25 protein-coding genes, 1 pseudogene and 1 other annotated feature are annotated in these 24,546 nt (G+C 50.0%); of the genes and pseudogenes, 20 read left to right on the top strand and 6 right to left on the bottom strand.

Annotation, left to right across the window (positions count from 1 at the left end; genetic code table 11):
• Positions 1-13: 13 nt before the first annotated feature.
• Positions 14-685 (bottom strand): isochorismatase family cysteine hydrolase, encoded by a 672-nt coding sequence (locus Psfp_RS01430; protein ID WP_134216773.1) that lies wholly within the window; start codon positions 683-685, stop codon positions 14-16.
• 339 nt (positions 686-1,024) lie between these two features.
• A complete protein-coding gene (locus Psfp_RS01425; RefSeq protein WP_134216772.1) occupies positions 1,025-1,240 on the bottom strand; it encodes a hypothetical protein in 216 nt (71 codons plus the stop codon).
• A 161-nt stretch (positions 1,241-1,401) separates the two neighbouring features.
• Between Psfp_RS01425 and scfA the strand changes: the two genes are divergently transcribed.
• From scfA to Psfp_RS01355, 14 genes and pseudogenes are all read left to right on the top strand, one after another.
• A complete protein-coding gene (scfA, locus tag Psfp_RS01420; protein WP_134216771.1) occupies positions 1,402-1,554 on the top strand; it encodes a six-cysteine ranthipeptide SCIFF in 153 nt (50 codons plus the stop codon).
• Positions 1,555-1,607: 53 nt separating this feature from the next.
• A complete protein-coding gene (gene scfB / locus Psfp_RS01415; protein WP_134216770.1) occupies positions 1,608-2,963 on the top strand; it encodes a thioether cross-link-forming SCIFF peptide maturase in 1,356 nt (451 codons plus the stop codon).
• Positions 2,964-3,190: 227 nt separating this feature from the next.
• A complete protein-coding gene (locus Psfp_RS01410; RefSeq protein ID WP_134216769.1) occupies positions 3,191-4,594 on the top strand; it encodes a peptidoglycan DD-metalloendopeptidase family protein in 1,404 nt (467 codons plus the stop codon).
• A 137-nt stretch (positions 4,595-4,731) separates the two neighbouring features.
• Positions 4,732-5,319 (top strand): tetratricopeptide repeat protein, encoded by a 588-nt coding sequence (locus tag Psfp_RS01405; protein ID WP_192895223.1) that lies wholly within the window; start codon positions 4,732-4,734, stop codon positions 5,317-5,319.
• A 232-nt stretch (positions 5,320-5,551) separates the two neighbouring features.
• Positions 5,552-6,478: a hypothetical protein gene (locus tag Psfp_RS01400; protein WP_134216767.1), complete on the top strand. Its 927-nt coding sequence runs from the start codon at positions 5,552-5,554 to the stop codon at positions 6,476-6,478.
• Between the two features lie 93 nt (positions 6,479-6,571).
• Positions 6,572-7,828, top strand: coding sequence for a UDP-N-acetylglucosamine 1-carboxyvinyltransferase (murA, locus tag Psfp_RS01395; RefSeq protein ID WP_134216766.1), 1,257 nt, complete (start codon positions 6,572-6,574; stop codon positions 7,826-7,828).
• Positions 7,829-8,094: 266 nt separating this feature from the next.
• Positions 8,095-8,577, top strand: a complete 483-nt coding sequence (gene rlmH, locus Psfp_RS01390; RefSeq protein ID WP_134216765.1) for a 23S rRNA (pseudouridine(1915)-N(3))-methyltransferase RlmH — start codon at positions 8,095-8,097, stop codon at positions 8,575-8,577.
• Between the two features lie 502 nt (positions 8,578-9,079).
• Complete coding sequence (locus Psfp_RS01380; RefSeq protein WP_134216763.1) at positions 9,080-9,814, top strand: copper amine oxidase N-terminal domain-containing protein; 735 nt, start codon at positions 9,080-9,082, stop codon at positions 9,812-9,814.
• A gap of 288 nt (positions 9,815-10,102) precedes the next feature.
• A pseudogene (locus Psfp_RS01375) lies at positions 10,103-10,303 on the top strand (23S rRNA (pseudouridine(1915)-N(3))-methyltransferase RlmH); the annotation flags it as partial.
• 282 nt (positions 10,304-10,585) lie between these two features.
• Complete coding sequence (locus tag Psfp_RS01370; protein WP_134216761.1) at positions 10,586-10,909, top strand: nucleotidyltransferase domain-containing protein; 324 nt, start codon at positions 10,586-10,588, stop codon at positions 10,907-10,909.
• Positions 10,902-11,309: a HEPN domain-containing protein gene (locus Psfp_RS01365; RefSeq protein WP_134216760.1), complete on the top strand. Its 408-nt coding sequence runs from the start codon at positions 10,902-10,904 to the stop codon at positions 11,307-11,309. Before Psfp_RS01370 ends, Psfp_RS01365 begins: the two co-directional genes overlap by 8 nt.
• A 100-nt stretch (positions 11,310-11,409) precedes the next feature.
• Positions 11,410-11,694, top strand: coding sequence for a hypothetical protein (locus Psfp_RS21420; protein ID WP_190259578.1), 285 nt, complete (start codon positions 11,410-11,412; stop codon positions 11,692-11,694).
• A 34-nt stretch (positions 11,695-11,728) separates the two neighbouring features.
• Complete coding sequence (locus tag Psfp_RS01360) at positions 11,729-12,589, top strand: DUF6544 family protein (RefSeq protein ID WP_134216759.1); 861 nt, start codon at positions 11,729-11,731, stop codon at positions 12,587-12,589.
• A gap of 212 nt (positions 12,590-12,801) precedes the next feature.
• Positions 12,802-14,370 (top strand): exo-beta-N-acetylmuramidase NamZ domain-containing protein, encoded by a 1,569-nt coding sequence (locus tag Psfp_RS01355; RefSeq protein WP_243120417.1) that lies wholly within the window; start codon positions 12,802-12,804, stop codon positions 14,368-14,370.
• A gap of 125 nt (positions 14,371-14,495) precedes the next feature.
• Here Psfp_RS01355 and rsgA read toward each other — a convergent pair whose 3' ends face one another.
• The 4 genes from rsgA to Psfp_RS01335 form a co-directional block, all read right to left on the bottom strand.
• Positions 14,496-15,575: a ribosome small subunit-dependent GTPase A gene (gene rsgA / locus Psfp_RS01350; protein WP_134216758.1), complete on the bottom strand. Its 1,080-nt coding sequence runs from the start codon at positions 15,573-15,575 to the stop codon at positions 14,496-14,498.
• A 207-nt stretch (positions 15,576-15,782) separates the two neighbouring features.
• Positions 15,783-16,487: an ABC transporter ATP-binding protein gene (locus Psfp_RS01345; protein WP_134216757.1), complete on the bottom strand. Its 705-nt coding sequence runs from the start codon at positions 16,485-16,487 to the stop codon at positions 15,783-15,785.
• 15 nt (positions 16,488-16,502) lie between these two features.
• On the bottom strand, positions 16,503-16,874 hold the full coding sequence (locus Psfp_RS01340) for a GntR family transcriptional regulator (protein ID WP_134216756.1): 372 nt from the start codon (positions 16,872-16,874) through the stop codon (positions 16,503-16,505).
• Between the two features lie 4 nt (positions 16,875-16,878).
• Positions 16,879-17,676 (bottom strand): hypothetical protein, encoded by a 798-nt coding sequence (locus Psfp_RS01335; RefSeq protein ID WP_134216755.1) that lies wholly within the window; start codon positions 17,674-17,676, stop codon positions 16,879-16,881.
• Between the two features lie 278 nt (positions 17,677-17,954).
• On the opposite strand from Psfp_RS01335, the gene Psfp_RS01330 reads away from it, so the two are divergent.
• From Psfp_RS01330 to Psfp_RS01305, 6 genes are all read left to right on the top strand, one after another.
• Positions 17,955-18,272, top strand: coding sequence for a TusE/DsrC/DsvC family sulfur relay protein (locus Psfp_RS01330; RefSeq protein ID WP_134216754.1), 318 nt, complete (start codon positions 17,955-17,957; stop codon positions 18,270-18,272).
• A 210-nt stretch (positions 18,273-18,482) separates the two neighbouring features.
• Positions 18,483-19,163 carry a spore cortex-lytic enzyme gene (sleB, locus tag Psfp_RS01325; RefSeq protein WP_134216753.1) on the top strand — a complete coding sequence of 227 codons (681 nt, stop codon included), beginning with the start codon at positions 18,483-18,485 and terminating at the stop codon, positions 19,161-19,163.
• Between the two features lie 11 nt (positions 19,164-19,174).
• The gene (ypeB, locus tag Psfp_RS01320) at positions 19,175-20,533 is read left to right on the top strand and encodes a germination protein YpeB (protein WP_134216752.1); all 1,359 of its coding nucleotides are present in this window, start codon (positions 19,175-19,177) and stop codon (positions 20,531-20,533) included.
• Positions 20,534-20,721: 188 nt separating this feature from the next.
• Positions 20,722-20,952: a binding site (T-box leader), on the top strand.
• Between the two features lie 72 nt (positions 20,953-21,024).
• Complete coding sequence (locus Psfp_RS01315; protein ID WP_134216751.1) at positions 21,025-21,504, top strand: Lrp/AsnC family transcriptional regulator; 480 nt, start codon at positions 21,025-21,027, stop codon at positions 21,502-21,504.
• Positions 21,501-22,751: an aminotransferase class I/II-fold pyridoxal phosphate-dependent enzyme gene (locus Psfp_RS01310; protein WP_134216750.1), complete on the top strand. Its 1,251-nt coding sequence runs from the start codon at positions 21,501-21,503 to the stop codon at positions 22,749-22,751. Before Psfp_RS01315 ends, Psfp_RS01310 begins: the two co-directional genes overlap by 4 nt.
• Positions 22,752-22,955: 204 nt before the next feature.
• Positions 22,956-24,263, top strand: coding sequence for a phenylacetate--CoA ligase (locus Psfp_RS01305; protein ID WP_134216749.1), 1,308 nt, complete (start codon positions 22,956-22,958; stop codon positions 24,261-24,263).
• The last annotated feature ends 283 nt before the right edge of the window (positions 24,264-24,546 follow it).

The following is a 24,546-nucleotide window of genomic DNA, read 5'->3' as shown; positions in this document are numbered from 1 at the left end:
TGCAGCCGATGGTTCAATCCTCAACTGAACTATAGAGTTTCACGCCGCTCTCCTGCATAAAATAAAGCGCCATCATGTGTGTCAGATCACCATTGTGAGGTCCCAGGTCATAGGTATCCACAGCGTCCACGGGGACAGCCACCAGCCTGCGCTGGTTTTTACGGTTGAAATCTGCTTTCAGTGAGGTGGCGAACTGCTGGATGCAGATGTCGGTACAGTCGCCCACAATGATAAAATTTTCTATCTGCCGGTTATCTATCAGCCATTCCTGAAATGATTCCTCCAAAAAGCCGTTGGTCGAGTTTTTATGAATCAGGGTATAGTCTCCGATTTCCTTAATCTCGTCGACAATTTCGCATTCTGAAGTTCCAGTCAGGGCATGGACTGGAAAGGCATCGTATTCGGGCGATTCAGTGGTATGGCAGTCAGCAAAGGACAGGACCGTAATCCCTCGGCTCCGGCACAGCCTTACCAGCTTTGCTACGGCAGGGATTAGAGCGTTAACCCGGGGACTCTGGAGCGGCCCCTCTCTGGCAAAGGCGTTGATCATATCTACTACCACCAGCGCTGTTTTTTGCGGTTCAAGCCCGTCGAGCTTGAGAATGGGTAAATCTTCCAGAGATGACAGGATATTGACCAGGCTATCGGCACAGTTCTTAACTATGCTATCTTTTTGCAGGGGCATGTCGCATGACTCCTTTTAAAAAACACTTTGATCTAGTAAACCATGTTTGATAAGGTTTAGTCAAACTATAGCACCATGTAATGTTTTTGAGATGATTATTTATTTCACATATCCATTTAAAATGGAATTTGCCGGGGTGAATTTTTAAAAAGCAACAGTGCCAGGTTTCATTATTAAAACCGTATAATAACTAAGTGGAAATGAAGAAAAAGCCGTACCATAGATACGCCTTTAAGATTTTTTCTAGTTTTTATGCTTTTGGGGTTAAGGTTGCCGGGGACAAGATTAACCCGGAACTGCCTGCCCCGGGGCTGGAGATCAGAAGCTGTTTCAGGAGGCTTAAGGGTTGGCGTTTAAACGCTGTTCCTGCCTTGAGAACAGCTCTTCGTAGGTAGACATGTTGCGGATTAATATCCTTCTTTTTTCCTTGGCGGTTAACTCCGTGATCCTTTCCAGTTTCCAACTGCCTCCGTTGACAAACCCGGAAACCAGGTAGCCCAGATAGAAATGCAGTTTGTTAACCAGTTTCAGGTTGCCGATTCTAAAAATTACCATTACTACCACCCGCTATTATTTTATCATTTCTTACAGGCATATACAATATTCGCTGGAAAATTTGAATTTCTTACCTGCATCTGTGGTTATTTTACTTTTTCACCCTGTTGCGCAGGCCAACCCGATCCATTATAATGTTTAGGAAGGAGGGATAGGTAAAATTGGGCAAGCATATCAGGACAATCAACAGCGCCAGGCTCGCGGCTGATGTTGCCGGTCGCGGTTGCGGTGAATGCCAGACTTCCTGCCAGTCCGCCTGCAAGACCTCGTGTACGGTGGGAAATCAGGCATGTGCGAAGAAAACAGATAAGTAGCTAAAAAGCCTTGTCCCCGGGGATAAGGCTTTTTTTTGGGAGGTTTGAAATTTTTGCTGCATAAGTTTGAATTTGACGGAACGAAGATAGTGCTGGATGTGCATAGCGGCGCTGTCCATGAAGTGGATGAACTGGCCTGGCTGATGCTGGATGAATACAAGGCACTGGCCAGGCCGGAGTTTTTAGAAAAATTTTGCAGGCGTTACGATAGTGATGAAGTTGATATGGCGGTTGCAGAAATTGAACAGCTGGAACGGAGCGGCTTGCTGTTCAGCCCGGACCCCTACGAAGGTAAATATAACCCGCCGGCGGGAGGCATTACCAAGGCCCTCTGTCTGCATCTGGCACATTCCTGCAACCTGAGCTGCCGCTACTGCTTTGCCGGGCAAGGGCGTTTTGGTGGGGCTGATGAGCTGATGCCGGCCGGGATCGGGCGGTCCGCCATAGATTTTCTAATCGGCAGGTCGGGCAGCCGTAAGAACCTGAACATAGATTTTTTTGGTGGAGAGCCTTTATTGAATTTTCAGGTGTTGAAGGAACTGGTTGCTTACGGGAGGCTGCGTGGCCGGGAAAAAGGCAAGGAAATACAGTTCACGGTGACTACCAATACCCTGCCGCTCAATAGTGAAATCTCCCATTACCTCAACCAGGAAGGGATCAGCGCGGTACTGAGCCTGGACGGACGGCGTGAGGTACATGATAAAATGCGCCCGACGCCCGCTGGAGGAGGCTCATATGAGCTGGTGCTGAAACGGATCCGGAGTTTCGTGAATTCGCGGGATGGTTTAAACTATATCATCCGCGGTACCTTTACCGGTTTCAACCTTGATTTTTGCGCTGACGTTCTGCACATGGCCGACCTCGGCTACAAAAATCTGTCGGTGGAACCGGTGGTAGCGACCGGTGAAGCAGACTACGCTATCCGTGAAGAGGACCTGCCTGCCCTTTTCAGCCAGTATGAGCAGCTGGCGCGAGAACTCCTGCTGCGCCGGAAAGAAGGCAGGCCTGTGGATTTTTTTCACTTCAACATCGACCTGGAAGGCGGTCCTTGCTTACCCAAGCGTCTGACCGGATGCGGGGCGGGGTATGAGTACCTGGCAGTGGCTCCGAACGGCGACCTGTACCCCTGCCACCAGTTTGTCGGAAGGCCAGGCTTTCTTATGGGAAACGTCAGGGAGGGACTGGTTAACAGCGACATTGAAGCCGTTTTCAGAAACGCCCATGTATATAACATGGAAGACTGCGCAGATTGTTGGGCTAAGTTTTACTGCAGCGGGGGTTGTCATGCCAACGCCGAGCTTTTTAACGGCTCTATTTTCCAGCCTTACCGCCTGGGCTGCGCATTAATGAAGAAACGACTTGAGTGCGCTCTGTATTTGAAAGTCATGGAAAGCAGTCAGGCGGGCTGAGAAATATGCAGCCTTTTCCTGCTGGACGGTTTATTTGCCAATTAGACCAAATACAACATGTTTCCCTGCAATATTGTGTTGATTGAGCCGTTTGCTATAAAGAAAGATGTTTTACGCTGGCGCCGTTACCATGTTATAATGAAACATCTTTTTTCCTCATGTAGTCGCTATAATCTGCAATTTTTTACAATATATGCTACTAATTGCGCAGAAAGGAGCTGACCGATTTGCCGCCAAGGTTTGAAGGATTGCGGCGCCTTCCGGGGCTAAATAATAAAGCTTTTAGCGGTGTTTTTAGGCAGTGGTTAGCAAGGCAAAGCATATTTCGCCGGGTGGTAATGGGTGTGGCGGGCTACCTGGTACTGGCGCTCATCGCCTATGCCATCTTTGGAGGTAACGCTTGCGCTGTGATGGTGGACGGCAAGACCGTTGCAGTGGCTGCAAACGAAAAAACCGCAAGGCAAGCCCTGGGTGAAGTGCTTAAACAGAAGTCCGGTGAGATCGGTGGATCCGTCAAGGTAGCCGGCAAGATATCATATAAGGCAATTAAAGTTCAACCTGAAGAGTTGCTTGAGCGGGAAACCTTGCAAGCAAGGCTGAACGAGACGCTTACTTTCAGCACCGAATGCACGGCCATAGTCATTAACGGCGAGGAAAAGATTTTCATCAAAGAAAAGGAAGATGCCGAAACTTTGCTGGCCTGGTTGCAGACGCTATACCCGGTGGAAGCAGGTGAACATCCGTCCATCAAAGAAAATGTCGAGCTGGTTAAAACGAGCTCTGCGATAGACAGCGTCCTGGACCTCGAGACAGCCAAAAAAACGGTCTTACTGGGAACCAATAAGATCGAGCAGTACGTTATCAAAGACGGGGATACCCTGTGGGATATTGCCCGCGCGGTCAATATCGATGTGGACCAGATTGCGATGGCAAACCCGGGCATCGACATCGATAATATCAGCATCGGACAGTCGCTTTATCTCAGCAAGGCGGCGCCCCTGCTTACGGTGGTGGCCACCCGGCAGGTAACCGTGAACGAAGAGATACCATATGAGGTCGAGGTGAAAAAGGACGACCAGCTGCTGCTGGGTGAGAAGAAAGTGCTCACGGCGGGTGAACCGGGTGAGCGTACAGTTACATACTTGATTACAAGGGAAAACGGGTTTGAGACAGGGCGACAGGTGCTCGATCAAAAAATCATACGTGAGGCCACAACTGAGGTGGTAGCCATGGGCTCCGTAACCATGCTGGCGTCACGTGGCGGCGGGAGGCTTAGTTGGCCTTGTTCCGGCGGCATTACCTCCCCCTTCGGCATGCGGTGGGGTAGAATGCATGAAGGCATTGATATCGGCGCCGGCTACGGGTACAAGGTGGTGGCTGCAGCCGGAGGAACAGTGATTTCCACCGGTTGGGAGGGCGGCTATGGCAAGGCCGTGCAAATTTCCCACGGGGGAGGCCTGGTCACACATTATGCCCACCTTTCTTCAATTGAGGTCAGCAATGGACAGACGGTTGAACGAGGTGAGTTGATAGGTTTGGTGGGGTCAACCGGAAGTTCCGAAGGGCCGCATTTGCACTTTGAGGTGCTGATGGCTGGACAGCCACGCAACCCGGTCAATTACTTGCCTTAAAATATGTTAAGCTTAAACCGCCAGGGGGTTGCTCTGGCGGTTTAAAATTGGAAAGCTCCAGTATCCTTCCGGGAAATTGGTTTCCAACCAAAAATACTTGTCTTTAAATGCGTCAATGCTATAATGTTAGTAAGGTGATGGAATTGTTTAATAAAAAAACATTTAGAAAAAAATTCCACAAAGGGATTTTTCTGTTCGTAACCATACTTATCGCCATTGGTCTGGTCATACCACTCGCGGGACTATTTTCCAGTCAGCCTGATTATAGCGGTGTACAGGGCGCCGACACTGCACACCAGACGCTTCAGGAGAGGTTGTCCGAGCTGGAAAAACAGGCCCAGGAAAATCCGGGGGATGTAAATGTTCTGCTGGAACTGGCCCAGGCCTATTTTTACGTCGGTGCTCCCGACCAGGCCACGAAGACCTACGAACAGGTGCTGGCGCTGGATGCCCAGAATAGCGAAGCCCGTTACGATATGGCAACTATTTACTATTACAGCAGCGAATATGACCTTGCTGTAGCGCAACTGCAGGAGTTGTTGAAAAATGAACCGGACAACAAAGACGCCCGCTATTTCTACGGGATCGTCCTGGGTACGGGAGTCAAAGATTATCAAAGCGGCATACAGGAGCTTGAGAAATTTATTGAGCTGGCGAAGGAAGGTCCCGATGTAGAGAAAGCCAAACAGATTATCAATGAATGGAAAACCGCACCGGCCCAGTAAGTTTCACTATGTAACCGACCACGGCAGGGTTGGCCCAACGCTCTCTGCCGTGATTTTTTTACGAAATTTTCGACCCGTTACTTAAAAACAAGTGGGTCAGGCCGTAATTATTTATTAGACAATCATGCCGTTGCCGCGGTACTCCCTGCATTATGAAGTATTTTCCGCTTGGACGGGCTTATCCCCCGGCTTTATAATTAGACTGATTAAATGACTAATTAGGAGGCCGGCTATGAAACTTGCAGCGCAGGATAATATCGATCGTGCTTCCGGCCGCCCCTGGGGAGCGTCCTGGTTTCGAGTGATGAGGGCTCTGGCTGCAGCTTTTATTTTACTGGCCGCTCTTTTCTGGAATATACCGGCCGGTATAAAATCTTACAGTTATGCCGCTATCCGCGAGCTGGTCAAGGTCCATACCATCCTCGGGACCTGGCATTTGGAAAAATTAACTTCCGAGCACTATTATATAAAGTTCAGGCCGGAGGACCGTGTCGAGGCTGAGTTAGTCCTGGACACGGCGGAGTTTTTTTACCGGCCGGTTACGGAGGAGTTTAACTTTACCCCGCGCGGCAGGATCCCTATTATCCTTTATTCATCCCGCGAAGCTTTAAACAAAAGCTTTGGCTGGGAAGCTGACGAAAGCGCCATGGGTGTTTACTGGGCCGGGGCGATCCGGGTCCTGTCGCCGGGGGTCTGGGTGGAACAACAAGAGGCCGGGCGTATTGCTGAAGTCTTTAAAACTGCCGGACCTATGGCCCACGAATTGACCCACCTGGTGGTGGATTACCTGACCGGGGGCAACTACCCCCGCTGGTTTACTGAAGGAGTCGCTCAGTATGAGGAATACAAGCTAACCGGCTTTGAATTACAAGACGCGACCAGCTCTCTGAAGCCGCCTTTTTACAGTATGCGCGATCTTACCGGGCGTTTTGACCAGTTGCCCAATCAAACCAAGGCCTACGGGGAGTCACTGGCAGCGGTGCGTTTTATTGTGAGCTATGCCGGGGAACCAGCTCTTCACCAGCTCATAGCTGAACTGGGGCAGTGCCTGGATTTCAACCAGGCGGCCGCTAAGGTGTTGCGTCTCGATGAGGCCCAGTTTGAAGCCGGCTGGCAGGATTGGGCTATGACTAAGGCGCCCCGGCGGGATTTATTTTGATGCCCTCCTCCTGAAGCGGCGCAGGAATAACGGCAGTTGAGACGAATAGTTAAATAAGTGGTTGAAAGGCAGCAACATAAACAGGAGGACTTCATGGACAGTATAGTCATAGCCGGAGGCAGGCCCCTCCGTGGCCGCTTGAAAATTTGCGGCGCCAAAAACGCTTCTTTGGCTGTTTTGTGCGCCACCTTTCTATGTAAAAATGAAGTTGTGCTCGAAAATATTCCGAACATCAGTGATGTGCGGTTTATGCTTGGCATTATCAAGAGCCTGGGGGCCTCCGCCGGCTGGGACGGGCCGGATACCCTGCGGGTAACTCCTCCGGAACAGGTTAATGACGAGGCGCCCTACCAGCTGGTCAAGAAACTGCGGGCCTCCAACCTTCTTTTGGGTCCTCTGCTGGCCCGTTTCTCCGAGGCTGAAGTGGCGCTGCCGGGCGGCTGCAATATCGGCATCCGTCCTATGGATTTGCATTTTAAGGGACTGTCCGGGCTTGGCGCGGAACTGTCCCTGGAACACGGCTGCATCCGCGGTAATGCCCCCGGACGGCTCAGGGGGGCCAGGGTTTACCTTGATTTTCCCAGCGTCGGAGCCACTGAAAATATCATGATGGCCGCCTGCCTGGCCGAGGGGCAGACACTGATTGAAAACGCGGCCAAGGAGCCCGAGATAGTCGACCTGGCCAACTTTCTTAACACCATGGGAGCTAAAGTACGGGGCGCCGGTACGGATGTGATTAAGATAGACGGGGTACCCTTTCTGGAGGGGGGCGCCCGCTACTCCGTCATACCGGACCGGATCGAGGCCGGGACCTTTATGGTCGCGGCGGCGGCCACAGGCGGTGACGTCGTACTGGAAAACCTCATTCCAATTCACCTCCAGCCCTTGACCGCCAAGCTCCGGGAGGCAAGAGTCGAAGTGTATGAGGAGGAGGATACCATCCGGGTATGCGCGAACCAGCCCTTGCGTTCCATTGACATTAAAACGATGCCTTACCCCGGTTTCCCCACGGACCTGCAGTCGCAGTTGATGGCCATGCTTTCCACGGTGCCGGGGACCAGCGTAGTGGTTGAAAATATTTTTGAGAACCGCTTTATGGTTGCCGACGAACTCAAGCGCATGGGTGCACGGATCAAAGTGGAAGGCCGCATGGCGGTCATCGAGGGAGTGCCCTCCCTGCAGGGGGCGCAGGTCAAGGCCACCGACCTGCGGGCCGGGGCAGCCCTGATTGTGGCCGGCCTGATGGCCAACGGGGAAACGGAAATCGGCAACGCCGGCTACATTGACCGGGGCTATTACGACCTGGAAAAAAAATTAACCTCACTGGGAGCGACAATCTGGAGAAAATAAAGCGTGGCAACACGCTTTTTGTTTTTTGGTAATAAATTTATGTTCTGCATGAGTGCTCTGTGAGCTTATGCCAGCGGCTCATGTCCGACCCTTATAATTGTATGAGCGAATTCCCCCTTAAGCCGGGGGACTTACCGGCACTCCGTCACTCGAACAGTTCCCGAGCCTTGCTTCGGATTCACTTACTCTTTAATTGGGACTCAAAATCATTGCTAACGTAAGCCTATAGGTCACCAGGCGCGAATTAGTTCTTTTGGAGGGAAATCATGTTTCATATTACCATCCTGGCCGTAGGCCGGCTGAAGGAGAGGTACCTGACCGAGGCGGCAGCCGAATACTTAAAAAGGCTGTCCGTTTATGCCCGCATCAACGTCGTTGAAGTGGAAGACGAGGGTTTTAGTGAAAACCTGACCGGGCATGGCCTGGAAAAAGTTAAGCAGAAAGAGGGCGAGCGTATTGTAAGCCGCCTGCGTCCGGGCGCCTTTGTGATTGTCCTGGATCCGGGGGGGAGCGCAAAGACCTCCGAAGAGATGGCGGAAATCCTGGACAAGCTGGCGCTGGAAGGCAGGGGAGAACTGATCTTTGTGATCGGCGGCAGCCTGGGTCTGGCCAAGGCTGTGCTGGAGCGGGCCGATCTGAAGCTGTCTTTTTCCAGGTTCACCTTCCCCCACCAACTGATGCGGGTAATCCTCTTGGAGCAGATTTACCGCTGGTTCAAGATTTCCAGGGGTGAACCGTACCACAAGTAACGGTTCAACGAGAATGCTTCTTTAATCAATACCGCCAGCCCGTCAATGGATCTTCTTAAGTCGGTGCTGCCGCAGACCAGGTAAACTTGCCGGTTCGATACTTCGCTATTATATTGTCTGTACATAATTCATTACAAATTCGGTCCACTTATATTTCTGTTCCAGTGCAGGTAAATCTTTAATATTGTTATCCGCCATAACGTCCTTAATATCTTCCCAGGCATCCAGCAATATATCGCAGCCCCTCACTGTTTGGCCGCTTTGAAGTACCCCTGACCGATCTTCCCGTCAATTTTTCTGTATTTCTCCACAGCTTCCTCTGATGTTCCGGCATCTTACAGTCATCTTACCATTTTTGCATTTCTGGAACAGCGGTCATCTATTCCGGCAGCACCGGTCAGAAAATTCCGTCAGCTTTTTGCTGCTTTCGCCGTCAACATTTACTACTAAATAAAAATTGAACATTTTTACTACAAATTGCATAAAGTAATAAAAATTAGCAATGACGCTCCAATTTCGGAATACCTGTTACCATAAATGTTATGGTATTTGGGACCAGGTGCCGGTCCTTCTGAACGGCCGCACATTTGTGCCCGTCCGTTTCGTCGCTCCGGCACTGGGGGCAAAAGTGGATTGGGACGAAGCAAACCAAACGGTATTGATACTATCGGAGGGGAATTTTTCTGACAGCTTTCAATCAACCGAAAAATATTATAAATTATTTGATGTTAAAGTAGGAGGACAAGATTACTGCTCTCCCGAAGAAGCCAAACAATACGTTTTGCAACAAAACCTTTTAAAATATGCCGAGAATATTCGCGTCGTTTATATTCGCTTTGCTGAATATGGACCAGCGGACACGATGGTTACAGGATATGATTGGGAGGGCAATAGCAAAGCTGTATGGCTATCTAAGGACCCTTATTTAGAAACTATAGAAGTGGACGGTTCTGTGCTTCTGCAGGATGGAGTTTCGGAGGAGAAAATTTATGCAATCTTACAGGAAAAGGGAGTTAAACGGGAGGATGTCACAGACTTATACCTGGCGATAAACAACAAGGAATTGAATCAAATATGCTGGTATGCATTGGTTCAGCAAGAGCAAAAAAAATATAATTACTTGTTTGATTTTAAAACCGGAGAGCTTATTTCCGAATATCAATACGAGGTAGAAGGGAATGTTTCATATTCCATCACAAAGAAGCAGCACCCTTTATATTCCTGCTTTTCTTTATAAGGCAACATCGGGTATCCAGAATGGAATCCCATTAATTTTGACGGATATATTTTTTCAGTTGTTTAGCAGACAAACCAGGGGAAACGAGGTGTGAGGCGATAACCTTGCAGCTCTTTTTTTATGCGCAAGCAACCCCGGCGCAAAATACAGAGCACACCCCTTAAGGCGGGTTGACATTGAGAAATACGGCAAAAAGTTGTAATACGGTATTTTATGGCGGAATTAATAAACTTCGTTTCAGACGACAGGTATTATTTACCAGATAAAAATTCTATCAAAATGCTGGACAAGCTGGCATTGGAAGGCCGGGGCGAGTTGCTCTTTGTTATCGGTGGCAGCCTGGGCCTGGCCAAGGCAGTGCTGGAACGGGCCGACCTGAAGCTTGCTTTCTCCAGATTCACCTTTCCCCACCAACTGATGCGGGTAATCCTCTTGGAGCAGATTTACCGCTGGTTCAAGATTTCCAGGGGTGAACCGTACCACAAGTAACGGCGTTTTTTGTAAGATATGTTTCCGCATACGCACCATGTAGAGGCAGTTGTGAAATTGGAGAGGGCGAAAGGCTGATGGATAGAGGGTTTGCTGCTCTTTATTAATTTGCTGTTCTTGGGTAACCCTTGAGTGCTCAAAAGAGATTGAAGATGATATCACGCAGCCGGTTGATTATCTGACGGATTTTGACTGGTGAATGTTATAGCTAGATGGAAAATTTTATGATATAATTACTTATTAAAAGACAAAGATATTGCTGAAATAGATGGAGGTGCCAATATGGAAAAACGAATACAGGATGAGTTGAATATCCTAAAAGATATCATAGTAGAAACTGTTCCTGTAGAACAGATATTCCTGTTTGGTTCCTATGCAGGCGGTACGCCGCATGCTGATTCGGACTTAGACCTTTATGTTGTAATGTCGGATAATGTTAACATTAGAGAAATTGATGCGATGAGACTAATTCGCAAAGCGATTCGGGATAAAAAAACAATGCCTGTGGATGTTATGGTAGGCAAAAAAGATAAGTTTAATCAGCTCAAATCTACCCCTAGTATTGAGCGGCAAATTGTGAGGGAGGGGATGATGCTGTATGGATAACGTAACACAAGCACAGGAATGGCAGAGATTTGCTGCAATGGATTTAGACAGTGCCGAATATCTTCTCAAAATGCATCCTGTTCCAATTGAAATCATTTGTTATCACTGCCAGCAATCTGCTGAAAAGTATCTAAAAGGATATCTTGTTTTATGCGGCCAAAACCCGCCTAAGATACATGATCTAGACGAATTGTGCAAGCTTTGTACGCGATTGTCCGAAACCTTTAAAAATATAGCCGACAACTGCTCCGACCTGACTGCATATGGTGTCCATTCGAGGTATCCAATGGAGATGATGCTGGAAGAGCAAGATATGTGGCAAGCACTAAACAGCGCAAAAGCAATTCGAGATTTTGTTCTAGTCCTGGCACCGAGAATGGCACCGGGGAAACAGGACTAAGTATAATCGCAGGACATTCCTTCATTCTAGCCAAAAATAAATGTTGATTTCCACTGAGCTATCGTAAGAAAACGATGGCTTTTTGCTTTGAAATATATAAATTATTCGATCCTATCAACTTGCCACCGTACTGGATGCTACCGTCCTTGGGGGAGCCGACATACTTTTTAGCAATAACGGTTCATTAACCGGCGTCAGCCACACTGCGGGGACCGCCACTCTTACAGTTGATACCACAGGTGTTTATATGATAGATTATAATGTCAACATGACTGCCGGTGTCGGCTCACAAGTGGCAATTGCAGTTAACGGAGTGGTCGATGCGGATACCTGCGTTTCAGCGCTTAATGGGTGTAGTATTACGGTTCAACCCGCTAATTCATAGAATCCAAACTATATGATTGTAAGGGGTATATTTAATGGCCAAAAAGTATGTTTTTACAATAATATTATTCTTCCTAATTTTGGTTATCTCATTTCTAATCTATAAAGCACAGGATCTCAAGAGAATGTATAAAGCAGAGGCGTCAAAGGCTTTAATAGGTGCTTCGGAAACAAGCAGCAGTATTCTAACTCACCAGGATATAAAACACTTGCCTGCGCCTGTTCAAAAATACCTTATATATGTCGGGGCGATAGGTAAGGAAAAAGTAAGGAATTTCAGGGTTGCATTTGATGGAGAGTTTAAAACCGACCCGAAGAAAAGTTGGGCTAAGATGGCCGCCATGCAGTTTAGTGAGTTGGATCATACTACACGACTTTATTTTTTACAGATGAGAATGTTTGGGCTCCCGGTTATTGGCTTGCATAAATACGCCGATGCAAAAGCTACGATGCTGGTTAAATTGGCAGGCCTGATTACAGTTGCCGATGGCAGGGGCGAGGAAATGAATCAAGGTGAAACAGTGACGGTATTCAATGACATGTGTATACTGGCGCCCGCCAGTCTCATCGATAAGAGAATAGAATGGGAAACCGTTGATCCGTCGACAGTGAAAGCAACCTTCAATAACAACGGCTGCAAAATATCTGCGTTATTGTATTTCAATGAAAAAGGTGCGTTAGTAAACTTTGTTTCAGACGACAGGTATTATTCGCCGACTGGAAAATCCTATCAAAAGGTTAGATGGTCAACTCCGGTCAAAGAGTATAAAGACTATAACGGGATAAAGATTTCAGCTGGCGGAGAAGCCATATGGTCTTTCCCCGAGGGTGATTACTGTTATGCCAGGGCTGAGATCAAAGAAATCGAGTATAATTGTACAAGTCAAGGACAATAGAGACATATATTTTATATAACCTGCCTGTCGTACAGAGAAAAGACGCCGGCCCAACAATGCTCCTCATATTGCAGAGTCTTGGACATTTCTGGAGCTTGATTAAAGGTAGGTTGTGTGGTAATCTGGGCCAAACTTGTCCGCTGGATTAGTGAAAATTTCATGCGCATAATTTGTGGCGGACCAGATTTTGGGTAAAAAGGGGAGCTGATGTTGTGGTAAAAAAGATTACCCTGATGCTGCTGGTGGTGATACCGCTGCTGGTTTTGCAATTTACCGCTCCGCTGGAAGCTGCTCCGGTGAAGCTCGGCAGTGAAGTCCTGATGAGCTCTCAACATGACTTAATTGAAGGGAAAAGAGTGGGCCTGGTTACCAATCAAAGCGGTGTGAACAGCCGGGGTGAAAGCACGATTGAGGTACTGTCACGGGATCAAACCATTCAGCTCGCAGCCCTTTACGGGCCGGAGCATGGCATTGACGGGCAAGCCCCGGCAGGTGAGTATGTGGAGTCATATGTCCACCCGGCATTGGGGATTCCGGTGTACAGCCTGTACGGCCAGACCAGGATGCCAACGGAGGAGATGCTGGAAGGCGTCGATGTCCTCCTGTTTGACGTGCAGGACATCGGAGCCAGGTCTTACACCTACATGTCCACCCTTAATTACTGTATGGTCGCGGCCCAAAAATACGGTAAAGCCATCATTGTCCTGGACCGGCCAAACCCGGTCGGGGGGGTAATCGCTGAGGGGCCTGTTTTGGAAGAGGCATATCGCACTTTTGTCGGGGTGGATAACCTGCCCATGGCGCACGGAATGACCGCTGGGGAACTGGCGCAATTTTTTAACCGCAAAATCGGCGCCCAACTCACCGTGGTCCCCATGGATGGTTACAACCGGTCGATGGTCTTCCAGGATACCGGACTCCAGTGGGTTCCCACGTCGCCGCATATCCCTGACCTGGATGCAGTTTTTGGCTATATGGCCACCGGTTTGGGGGAGGGTACGGGGATTTCTCAGGCGGACAACTTTAAATGGATTGGCGGAAAAGGTGTGGATTCTCAAAGTTTTGCCGGTTTACTGAACGGTTCCGGTCTGCCTGGCGTGACCTTTATTCCCGAAGACAGAGGAGCGTCCGGCGGGGTGCGGCTGAAGATTACTGATTATCACAGGTTTAACCCGGCCCTGACCGGGATTTACGCCCTTACCTATGCCCATGGCTTAAACGGATTCGAGGTTCCCAAAAGTGGTGAAACGGTAGTGATGTTTGATAAGATAATGGGTACGGATAAAATCGGCCAATTTTTGGAGCAGGGGTTGTCCCCCCAGCAGATCAAGGCGGCGTACGAACCAGACTTGCAACGCTTTATTGAAGAACGCAAGCAATACCTTATTTATGGAGACGGAGACAGCTTGCTTCCTGATAAAAACAGAGAAGAGATCAAGATCGTGGTCAACGCCAGGGTAATCCCATTTGATTCCGCCCCGTATATTGACGAGCATGACCGTACCATGGTTCCCCTGCGGGCGATCGCGGAAGCGTTGGGCGCCGAAGTGGGTTGGAACGGTCAAACCAGGGTTGTTACCATCCGGAGGGACGATAAGGAAAGCCTCTTTACGATCGACAGCAATACGGCGGTCTTTAGCGGAGTGAGGGTCTCGATGGATACCTGCCCGGTCATTCGCAATGACCGCACCATGCTGCCTGTAAGGTACGTGGCCGAGTCACTGGGGGCTGAAGTTGACTGGAATCAGGACACGATGACCGTAAGCATTGAGTCTGAATAACGAAATTATATCGGACATAAGTAAAACTCCTGCAAAGGTTTAGGGAAACTCTTGCAGGAGTTTGTTGCCAAGGGCAGATATGCTTTCTTTGACAAGCTTTATGCCTCAGTAATCCTCGTCTTTTTCTACCTCTGCCTGTTCTTTTCCTTGAAAAACGATCTTGCTTGCTTCATGCCGCCCGTGCCGCCAAACATCCGGTTGATCTTTTCATGCTCAAGCTGGCGGGAGTTCAACCCTTGATAGCTCAGCTCGGTCTGTAGCTTTTGGTAGCTGCCAAGACGTTCTGCTGAGAGAATCCCTTTTTCAATCGCTGTTTTTACTGCGCAGCCCGGCTCGTTCTGATGTTTACAATCATTGAAGCGGCAGTAATTTGCCAGGTCCTCTATGTCGGCAAATGACTTGGACAGGTCGGCATTTTCTAATTGCAGCTCACGCATACCGGGAGTGTCTATGACCACACCGCCGTTTGGAAGAGCGATCAGCTGCCTGTGGGTGGTGGTATGCCTGCCTTTGTCGTCATCACCGGTTTCATAGGTCACAAGTATTTCTTCCCCCATCAGGCGGTTGATCAAGGTGGATTTCCCGACGCCGGAGGAACCGATGAAGGCTGCTGTTTTGCCTTGGCCGAGATATCTGTTTACCGCGGCATACCCCTCATCGCCCATGCTCGTGGTCACCAGTACATCAACACCCGGGGCAACAGAATGCGCTTCCGATAGTCTGGCCGAGATATCATCGCAGAGGTCTGATTTTGTCAGTATGACAACAGGGGTCGCCATACTGTCCCACGCGATTGCCAGGTATCTTTCCAGGCGGCGCAGATTAAAGTTGTTATTAAGGGACATGCAGATAAAAACAGTATCAATATTAGCGGCTACTACTTGCGTTTGATTGGACGTGCCTGCCGCCTTGCGTTCAAAAGCGCTTTGGCGCCGCAGGATGCGGTGAATGATGGCATTGCCGCCGCTGTCATCGATCCGGTCGACCATGACCCAGTCGCCGACAACGGGATAATCCGAGCTGTCCCTCGCGCTAAAGTCTATCTTGCCGGAAACCTCGGCCTGTATCTCGCTGTTTTCTGTAACTACCTTGTATAAATTTTTATGTTGTACCGATACCCTGGCCAGGTGCAAACCTTCATACATGGTTGCTTCCTGCTCAAAGCGGCCGGTCAGTCCTACTTTATATAAATTGGCTTTAGCCATTTTTTGCTGTCCTCCCATATTTTTGTGGTGAACTAGCGGGGAGGGCAGAGGGTATATTCTACTCTGCAAGCACCTCCCCGCATGATGCCGACTCGGCGCTATATGTTATAAACATAAAAATTCAACTCCTTTCATTTTGTTTTAGTATATCACATTTATACACATTTTGATTTGCATTGCACATGGGCTGGTTTCAACATAGGCATGCTATTTTGCCAATGTTTCTTTCATCCATTCCACCAGGCTCAGCCCGTACTGTTCCCGGATGTGATCCACTTCGTCCATACCCTTAATCTGCCCTTCATGTACTGAGATGACCAGATCCAGCACCGGTTCTACCTCGGACACTTCATGTGTCGATAGGAACACCGTTTGCTCCTGCAGATTCAGGTAGGAGATCATGGATTTTATAATGGAATCCCGCACCACAGGATCCAGCCCGGCCAGGGGTTCGTCCAGAAGGATGAGCGGCGCCCGGCGTGAGAGAGCCAGCAGGATTTTTAACCGGCCGCGGTTGCCCTTGGAAAGGTGCCTGACCTTTTTATTCGGGTCAAGCTGCATAAAGCTTAGGATCTCCTGTGCTTTTTGTTCATCGAAGTCAGCAAAGAGACCGGCGTTGAACTTGATAGTTTCCGCTACGGTAAAAAAAGGATAAAGAACGTCCAATTCTGAAAGGTAGGCCACCTCCGCGGCTATACGTCGTTCGGCAGTTTTTCCGTTAACAGTTACCGAACCCTGGCTGGGATGGACCAAGCCTGCCGTCAGTTTTAAAATTGTCGATTTGCCGCTGCCGTTCGGGCCCACCAGGGCGATTATTTTCCCGCGAGGCAGGTCGAAGCTCACGTTGTTTAAGGCTATCTGCCCCAAATATTTTTTGGTCACATTGGAAAAGCTTGCAATATGTTTGGACATAATGAAACTCCTCTCCTAAGCTTTAGGGTTGGACAGCTCTTTACGCACACCGTCCACAATTTCCTCCGGGCTAAAGCCCGTTTCCCTCATGTCTGCGATAAAGCTGCCGATCTGCTCACATTTTAAGTCTTCCCGCAACTGCTTCAGCCGGAAGGTATCTTCCGTAATATAAGAGCCGAGCCCTCGCCTGGTTTCGGCAATCGACAGGCGTTCCAGTTCCGTGTAAACCCGCTGGATGGTATTGGGGTTCACCCCGGTTTGTAAGGCCATTTCCCGTACTGACGGCAACTTGGCCCCGGCTTTCAGTTCGCCCCGCACCACCTGACGGCAGAGGCGCCGCATAATTTGCAGGTAAATCGGTTGGGTGTTGTTGAAGGTTTGACTCATATTGCTAAACCTCCACCTTGTGGTCGATGAGCCAGGCCGACAGGGCATATAAAGCCGCGGTCAGAAGCAGGTAGAATAGTATTTCACCGGCATAGAGCCGACCTATGGCGGCATTAACTGACAGGCGCGTTCCAAAATCAGGTAGTTCCGGAAGGCTCTGCAGTGGAATATTGATCAGTCCCCAGCGGGTAATCAGTTCATAAAGCCGGGTTTCCTGCAGCTGTCCGAAGCCCACTACAGCGACTACAAAAGCAGCTGCGCCGGCCAGCCAGCGGAACCTGCCCAGGATATTCCCGGCCAGGGCATTTACCACAGAGATCAGGGTTGCCCAGGCCCCGATGTAAATGCTCACGGCGAATGTGAAAACAGCAGCGTAAAAACCTACTTCGATAATAAAGGGAAGCCATGACGAAAGAGTAATGCCTCCCACGTCTTCCGGGATAGGGCTGACGGAAAACCCCAGCAACAACAGCGCCGCTGCTATCAGCATGATGGCCAGCATTTGCAGCAGGGCGACAGCCAGCTTGGACGACAACAGCATCCAGGCCGGTTGGGGGCAGTGCAGCCACAGGTGAGGTGTCACTTTCCATTCCCAATGAAGGCTTTTTAAGACGTAGATGGCCGGGTAAAACAACAGAAAGACCAGGAGAAAAGATGCCGGTACAATGATAATACCGATATTGTACCGGGAAGACAGGTAGACCAGCCATAGCCCTCCGATTAACAGGATGGCCAGGGCTAAGAGAGCAGAAGTGCGGGTCATGCGGAATTCCTTGTGCAACAGATTCCACCAGGCGCTCATGGTTTTTCCTCCTCAAATATACTATGAATGTGTATTAGATAAATAGTACACTAAATCACTATGGCTGTCAATGCTCTTTATAAATAGAAATTCTCTCCATGTAGCTGGAATAAAATCAAAAAGATACCGAGATATGACGCAGTGGATCTTTATTGACTGTAATCCCCTCGGCATGGTATTTTTAAACAAGGGGTTGACCCCCTTTTGTAGTGTCTGCAGGAAATGATTGTTTCCTTGAACAAGAGCTATGAACTAACGCTACGGAGGTGTTTTTTTATATGTCAAACTTAGCTGTTGGCGGCCGGGAGATTGAATTGGATGAGGACGGCTTTCTTGTTGATTTTGAGGACTGGACAGAAGATGTGGCCGGTATTTTGGCTTCTAAAGAGGGGATCGATGAATTAACTGAAAGGCACTGGCAGGTTATGAAATACCTGCGGGACTACTATAAAGAGTTTCAGATAGCTCCCATGATCAGGAAGCTTTGCAAGGATACGGGGTTGAGTTTGAAGCAGATCTACAGCCTGTTTCCATCTGGTCCGGCCAGGGGCGCCTGCAAAATAGCGGGACTTCCCAAACCGGCGGGCTGTGTTTAAACTGGCGGATCGTTCCCCCGGACGCCTTGAAAAGCGCCAGACAAGATGTAGGGATTAAGAGCCGTTATGAAATTACCATATGATAACCTGCCCGTTGTTGGCGGGTTTTCTTTTTTTAGGACACTTACATAAAAAAAGGATTACAAGAGAAAATATTAACATATTGCCAGGGGGTGAGGAACTATCTTCAAAAAACTCAGCGTTTCAAAAATGATTATCCTGTATTCTTGCTGCGCGCTGGTCCTTGCTGTAGCGGTAGTCACACTGTATTACCGCCAGGCCGCCGCCCAGACCCAGGGTGTAAGCTGGGGAAACAGCGGTGATGAGGTCACCAGTGTCCAGAATAGGCTGAGCCAGTGGGGCTATTATACCGGATCGCTGGACGGCTATTACGGCTACGACACCTACCGGGCCGTGCAGAACTTTCAGCGCAACAACGCCATTGAACCGGACGGTATTGTTGGAGATGCTACCTTGGAGGCCATGGGTCTGAGCTCTCCCGTAGCCGCACCGGCGGTTTCGAGAGGCGCTGCCACCGATCAGGGCGACGTATCCTTGCTGGCCCAGGTCATTGAAGGAGAGGCCGCTAATGAACCCTACCTGGGTAAGGTCGCTGTTGGGGCTGTCATCGCCAACCGCACCAAGAGCGCTTCTTTCCCACATACCATCAGCGGAGTGATCTTTCAGGATTTTGCCTTTGAATCCATCAGCAACGGTCAGGCTTACCGGCCGGTGACCAGTGAGTCGATTGAGGCAGCCCAGGCGGCCTTGGCAGGGTACGATCCGACAGGCGGAGCGCTGTTTTTCTGGAACCCGTCCAAACCGGTCAACCCCTGGATTTGGTCCAGGAACATTATAACCCAGATTGGAGAACACGTTTTTGCACGATAGGAGGGTAAGCTTTGAGAAGGTGGATAATCCCTGTTGTAATAGGGTTACTGGCGCTTGCAGCCGTAGGTGTCTGGGGGTACAACCAGCAACTGGCCAGGCGCGATCTGGAAAACTATCTGGGCAATAAGTACCGGCGGGCTTTTTTCGACATGGCCGGCCAGGTCCAGAACGTGGAGGTGCTTTTGTCCAAAAGCCTGGTGGCCGCCGATCCGCGACTGGAAAGCTCGCTCTTGAATGATATCCGCATGCAGGCCAACTTTGCCCAATCCAACCTGGGGCAGCTGCCCTTAAACGATGCCCTGGCCGGCCGGACGTCTAAATTTTTGACCCAGGTTGGGGATTATGCCGACAGTATGGTCAGGCAGATCAACCAGGGCCAGGCTATAGACGGTTCCAACTGGGATACGCTGAACAGTTTGTACCAACAGTCGACAGATTTAAACCGGGAGCTGCAAGGTATGCAGTACCAGGTGACCCAGAATAACCTTTATTTTGGGGAACTGCTCTCCCAGGTACGCAATAACCTGCAAAAGCAGCCGGACAACCTGGCTGTAACCAATTTCCAGGCTATGGATAAACAGATGCAGCAGTATCCTACCCTTATTTACGACGGACCGTTCTCGGAACACCTTGAGAAGACTGAGCCCGCGGCGCTTGGCGGGGAAGGTGAAGTCAGCGCGGAAGAAGCAAAAAACCGGGCGCTGGCTTACATCGATAAGAGGGCCGGCGTTCACTATCAGGCTACGGTAACCGGGGACGCCAACGGGCGTATACCGGCCTACCGGGTGGAGGTAAACCCCGGACAGGATGGTGGGGATACCACACAGTTGGATGTTTCAAGGATTGGGGGACAGGTTATTTGGATGCTGCAGGGCCGGAAGGCCGGCCAACCAGTGGTGGATATTGAGCAGGCGCGCCGGAAGGCCTTAGGCTTTTTAAAAGACCGGGGTTTCGGGGAAATGCGCTCTACCTATCACCTGCTCCATGGCAATTTTGCCACCTTCAACTGCGCAGCGTTGCAGGACGGAGTGACTATTTATCCCGACCTGGTGAAAGTTACGGTTGCCCTGGATAATGGTGAAGTTACAGGGTTAGAGACCTCCGGCTACCTGATGTCACACCGGAAGCGGGATTTACCAAAGCCTTCAATATCTCAGGAGCAGGCCAGGGCAGCCATTAATCCTCGTTTTGAGGTGTCCGGGGGCAAATTGGCCCTGATCCCTGTCGGGACCAAGGAGGAAAAACTGACTTATGAGTTTCAGGGAAAGCTGGGGCAGGAGTCCTACTTGATCTACGTGAACGCGCTCAACGGGAGAGAGGAAAACATATTGAAGCTGATCGACACTCCAGGGGGTACCTTGACCATGTAGCCCAGCTGAAAAACATTGCAGGTGTCAAGGACTGAGAAAATGTCACCCCCCTCTAAAACGTTAGGACTTAAAAGGGTGACATTTTCTCAGTCCGCTTACAGGGTGACATGATCACAGAACAAACACAACTGAAAAACATTGCAGGTTGACACCTCCCGGCGCGCGTGCTATAATTGTTTCAATTTTATGACAGGGTGATGACAGGGAAGAATGGCGCTGTATTCATTAGCGAGCCGGGGTTTGGTGCAAGCCCGGTTGAGGAAAGCGTCCGGGCCGCCCTTGAACCGCGGGCGAAAAACCTTTAGTGGGAAGTAAGCTTTGCCGGAATGCCTCCGTTAACGGGCAAAAGAGAATCGATTAGATCGTTTAAGCTTTTCGGTTAATTAGGGTGGTACCGCGAGAGTATTCCCGTCCCTTTGCTGTGAGGACGGGTTTTTTTATTGCAAACTTGGCTTTAAAAAAGGACGCTAACGAAGCAAGGAGGCTGTCACTTGAAGGAAATCCTGGAGATTTTACAGGCTGATGGACGACTTACCCCCAGGCAGATTGCGACAATGCTGAACAGGGACGAAGCGGAAGTTGCCGCCACCATTAAGGATATGGAAGAAAAAAAGATTATCCTGGGGTACTTCACTTTGATTAACTGGGATAAGGTGAAGGGGGAAAGGGTTTCCGCTATCATCGAAGTAAAGCTTTCTCCCCAGCGCGAGGTGGGGTTTGACGCAATTGCCGAGCGCATTTACCGTTTTCCGGAAGTTGGCAGTGTCCGCCTGATGTCCGGCTCATACGACCTGTCGGTGATGATCAACGGGCGCACGCTGCAAGAGGTAGCCTATTTTGTATCTAATAAACTGGCCACCATTGAAAATGTAATCAGCACCTGTACTCATTTTGTACTCAAAACCTACAAGTACCACGGGACTATCCTGGATGACGCCGAGGAAGACAGAAGGCTGGTGGTAACTCCATGACCGTAACCACTGACTGGCGCAGAAAGCTTAACCCGGTGGTCCGGGATATTCCGCCTTCCGGGATCAGGCGTTTTTTTGACCTGGTTAGCGAAATGAAGGGTGTTATTTCGCTTGGCGTGGGGGAACCGGACTTTGTCACCCCCTGGCATATCCGTGAGTCCTGTGTCTATTCTCTGGAGAAAGGCTACACGCACTATACTTCCAACCATGGTCTGCTGGAGCTGAGGGAGGAAATTGTCCGGGACATGGAGGGAAACTATAAAGTTTCCTATAACCCCTTAAATGAAATCTTGATTACCGTCGGGGTGAGCGAAGCGCTGGACCTGGCCATGCGCGCCCTCCTGTGTCCCGGTGACGAAATCCTGATCCCGGAACCATCTTACGTCTCCTACGCGCCCTGCGCCACTTTGTCCGGCGCCCGCCCGGTATACCTCAAGACCTCGGTTGAGAACGGTTTCCAGGTAACTCCGGAAATGGTGGAAAAGGCAATTACTCCTGCGACTAAGGTGTTGCTCCTGTGTTATCCCAACAATCCTACCGGGGCCACCATTGGCCGGGGGCAGCTTCTGGAAATTATGGAGGTTGTCAAGCAGCACGACCTGATCGTGATCTCTGATGAGATTTACGATAAATTGACCTACACCGGCAAACACACCTGTATACCTTCCCTGCCCGGTATGCGCGAGAGGACCATTTTGCTGAACGGTTTTTCCAAATCCTACGCCATGACCGGGTGGCGGGTGGGGTACGCGGCTGGAAATCCTGATTTTATTGAGGCGATGAAAAAAATCCACCAGTACACCGCGCTTTGCGCCCCCATCACGGGCCAGTCCGCGGCGCTGGAAGCTTTGAAAAACGGCCGGTCCCAGATGAACAATATGGTTGAGCATTACAACCGGCGCCGGCGTCTGGCTCTGCAGGCCTTTGAGGAAATGGGCCTGCCCTGTTTTGAGCCGGGCGGAGCCTTTTACGCCTTCCCTGATATCACGGGTACGGGCCTTACTTCCGAGGAATTTGCTGGAGAGCTTTTAAAAGAAGCCAAAGTGGCTGTTGTCCCCGGCAATGCTTTTGGGGAACAGGGCGAAGGGTTTGTGCGTTGTGCTTACGCAACTTCAGTGGAGGAACTCAGCGAGGCTTTCCAGCGCATGCGCCGGTTTGTCAGGCGCCGGCTGGGCCGGGGAAAAGTTTTAACAGGGTCGTTCGGGAAGCCGGAACCACTGAAAGAAGGAATTTTTCAGACGTTATAGAATTTAAAATCATGAACCTTTGCGCGTTATAGCCGGCCTCACCAACGGGGGACGGCTATTGCCATAAGTTATGCCCAATTTTTAGCCTAAGCATAGTAAAAAATATTCTTCCATCTTGCTCAGTCATGTTGTGGTTGTCACGACGCAGCCTTTGCTGGTCAGTAGTGGGCCGGATTCTATTATATTTAGAGGAAGTGTCTTAAAATGATTTGGAACCCTCGCTTTGAGTGCATGGACAGGGAAGAAATGCGCGCCCTGCAGTTGGCTCGGTTAAGAGAGACGTTGGCGCGGGTATATGACCGGGTGCCATTTTACCGTGAATCTTTTGACCGGGCCGGGGTGAAGCCCGCTGACCTGGAAACGCTGGAAGACATACGAAAGTTTCCCTTTACTGTTAAAACCGACCTGAGAGACCACTACCCGTACGGACTGTTTGCCGTACTTATGAAAGAGGTGGTGCGCCTGCACGCCTCGTCGGGCACTACCGGCAAGCCGATCGTGGTGGGCTACACCAAAAATGATCTGGAGACCTGGGCCGAGTGTATTGCCAGGATAGTGACCATGGCCGGTGTTACGGCCAGTGACGTAGCCCAGGTGACTTTTGGCTACGGCCTTTTCACCGGAGCCTTCGGGCTGCATTACGGTCTGGAAAAGGTGGGCGCCACAGTAGTGCCGTCCTCTTCCGGCAACTCGGAAAAAACGATTATGTTAATGAAGGATTTCGGCGCCACCGCCCTCATTGGCACGCCGTCCTACTGCCTGCATCTGGCCGAGGTAGCGATGGAAATGGGTATAGACCCGGTGAGCCTGCCTTTGCGCGTGGGACTTTTCGGTTCAGAGGCCTGGAGCGAGAAAATGCGCGGCGAACTGGAACGTGCCTGGGGTATCAAAGCCACCGACAATTACGGTCTAAGTGAACTTATGGGCCCGGGTGTTTCAGGCGACTGCGAGCGCTTCAGCGGCATGCATATTGCCGAGGACCATTTCCTGGTAGAGATTATCGACCCCGGGACAGGGGATCCCCTTGACTACGGGCAAAAAGGTGAGGTGGTAATCACCACTCTGACCAAGGAAGCTATCCCCATGGTGCGCTACCGTACCCGCGATATATCAGTCTTAAACCCGGCGCCGTGTGACTGTGGCAGGACCACGGTCAGAATGCGCAAGGTAACCGGCCGCACCGACGACATGCTCATTATTTCCGGGGTAAACGTATTTCCCTCGCAGATTGAAAGTGTGTTGATGGGTGTTGAAGGGATTGCGCCCCATTACCAGATCATTGTCGGCAAAAAGGGGCTACTGGATTATCTGGAAGTGCAGGTGGAGCTTACCCCCGAAAAATTCACCGGCAATTTCCGTGACCTGGAGGAACTGGAGGATAAACTACGCAGAAAGCTTTACAGTGTCCTTTCCCTGTCGGCTAAAGTCAGGCTGCTGGAGCCCAAATCACTTGAGCGGAGCACGGGCAAGGCCAAACGGGTTATTGACAACCGCCCCAAGAACGGTTTATAAACTAAGAAGAACATGTATTCATAAGCATGGTTCCCGATATAAGTGCGAATTCATTCGTACATGGCCTCAGGGGAATGCAGTATGAATTTTAAACTGTTAAGCAGTTTTTGTGCGATTGAAAATCGTACCACATGAAAACCAGCTAATAAAGTCCCAATGTGCATATTTTATTGGGAGTTTGCGTTCATTCGCATGTTGCGAGTGGAAATCGCACCTGCATTAAAGCGTTCCAGAATATTAAAAGCTGCCGGTCGGAGTGGAAAAACGGTTTCGCACCGGGCTT

The sequence above is a fragment of the Pelotomaculum sp. FP genome (assembly GCF_004369245.1).
GTDB classification, from domain to species: Bacteria; Bacillota; Desulfotomaculia; order Desulfotomaculales; family Pelotomaculaceae; genus Pelotomaculum_C; species Pelotomaculum_C schinkii.
This window is presented reverse-complemented; position numbering and strand designations above follow the sequence as displayed.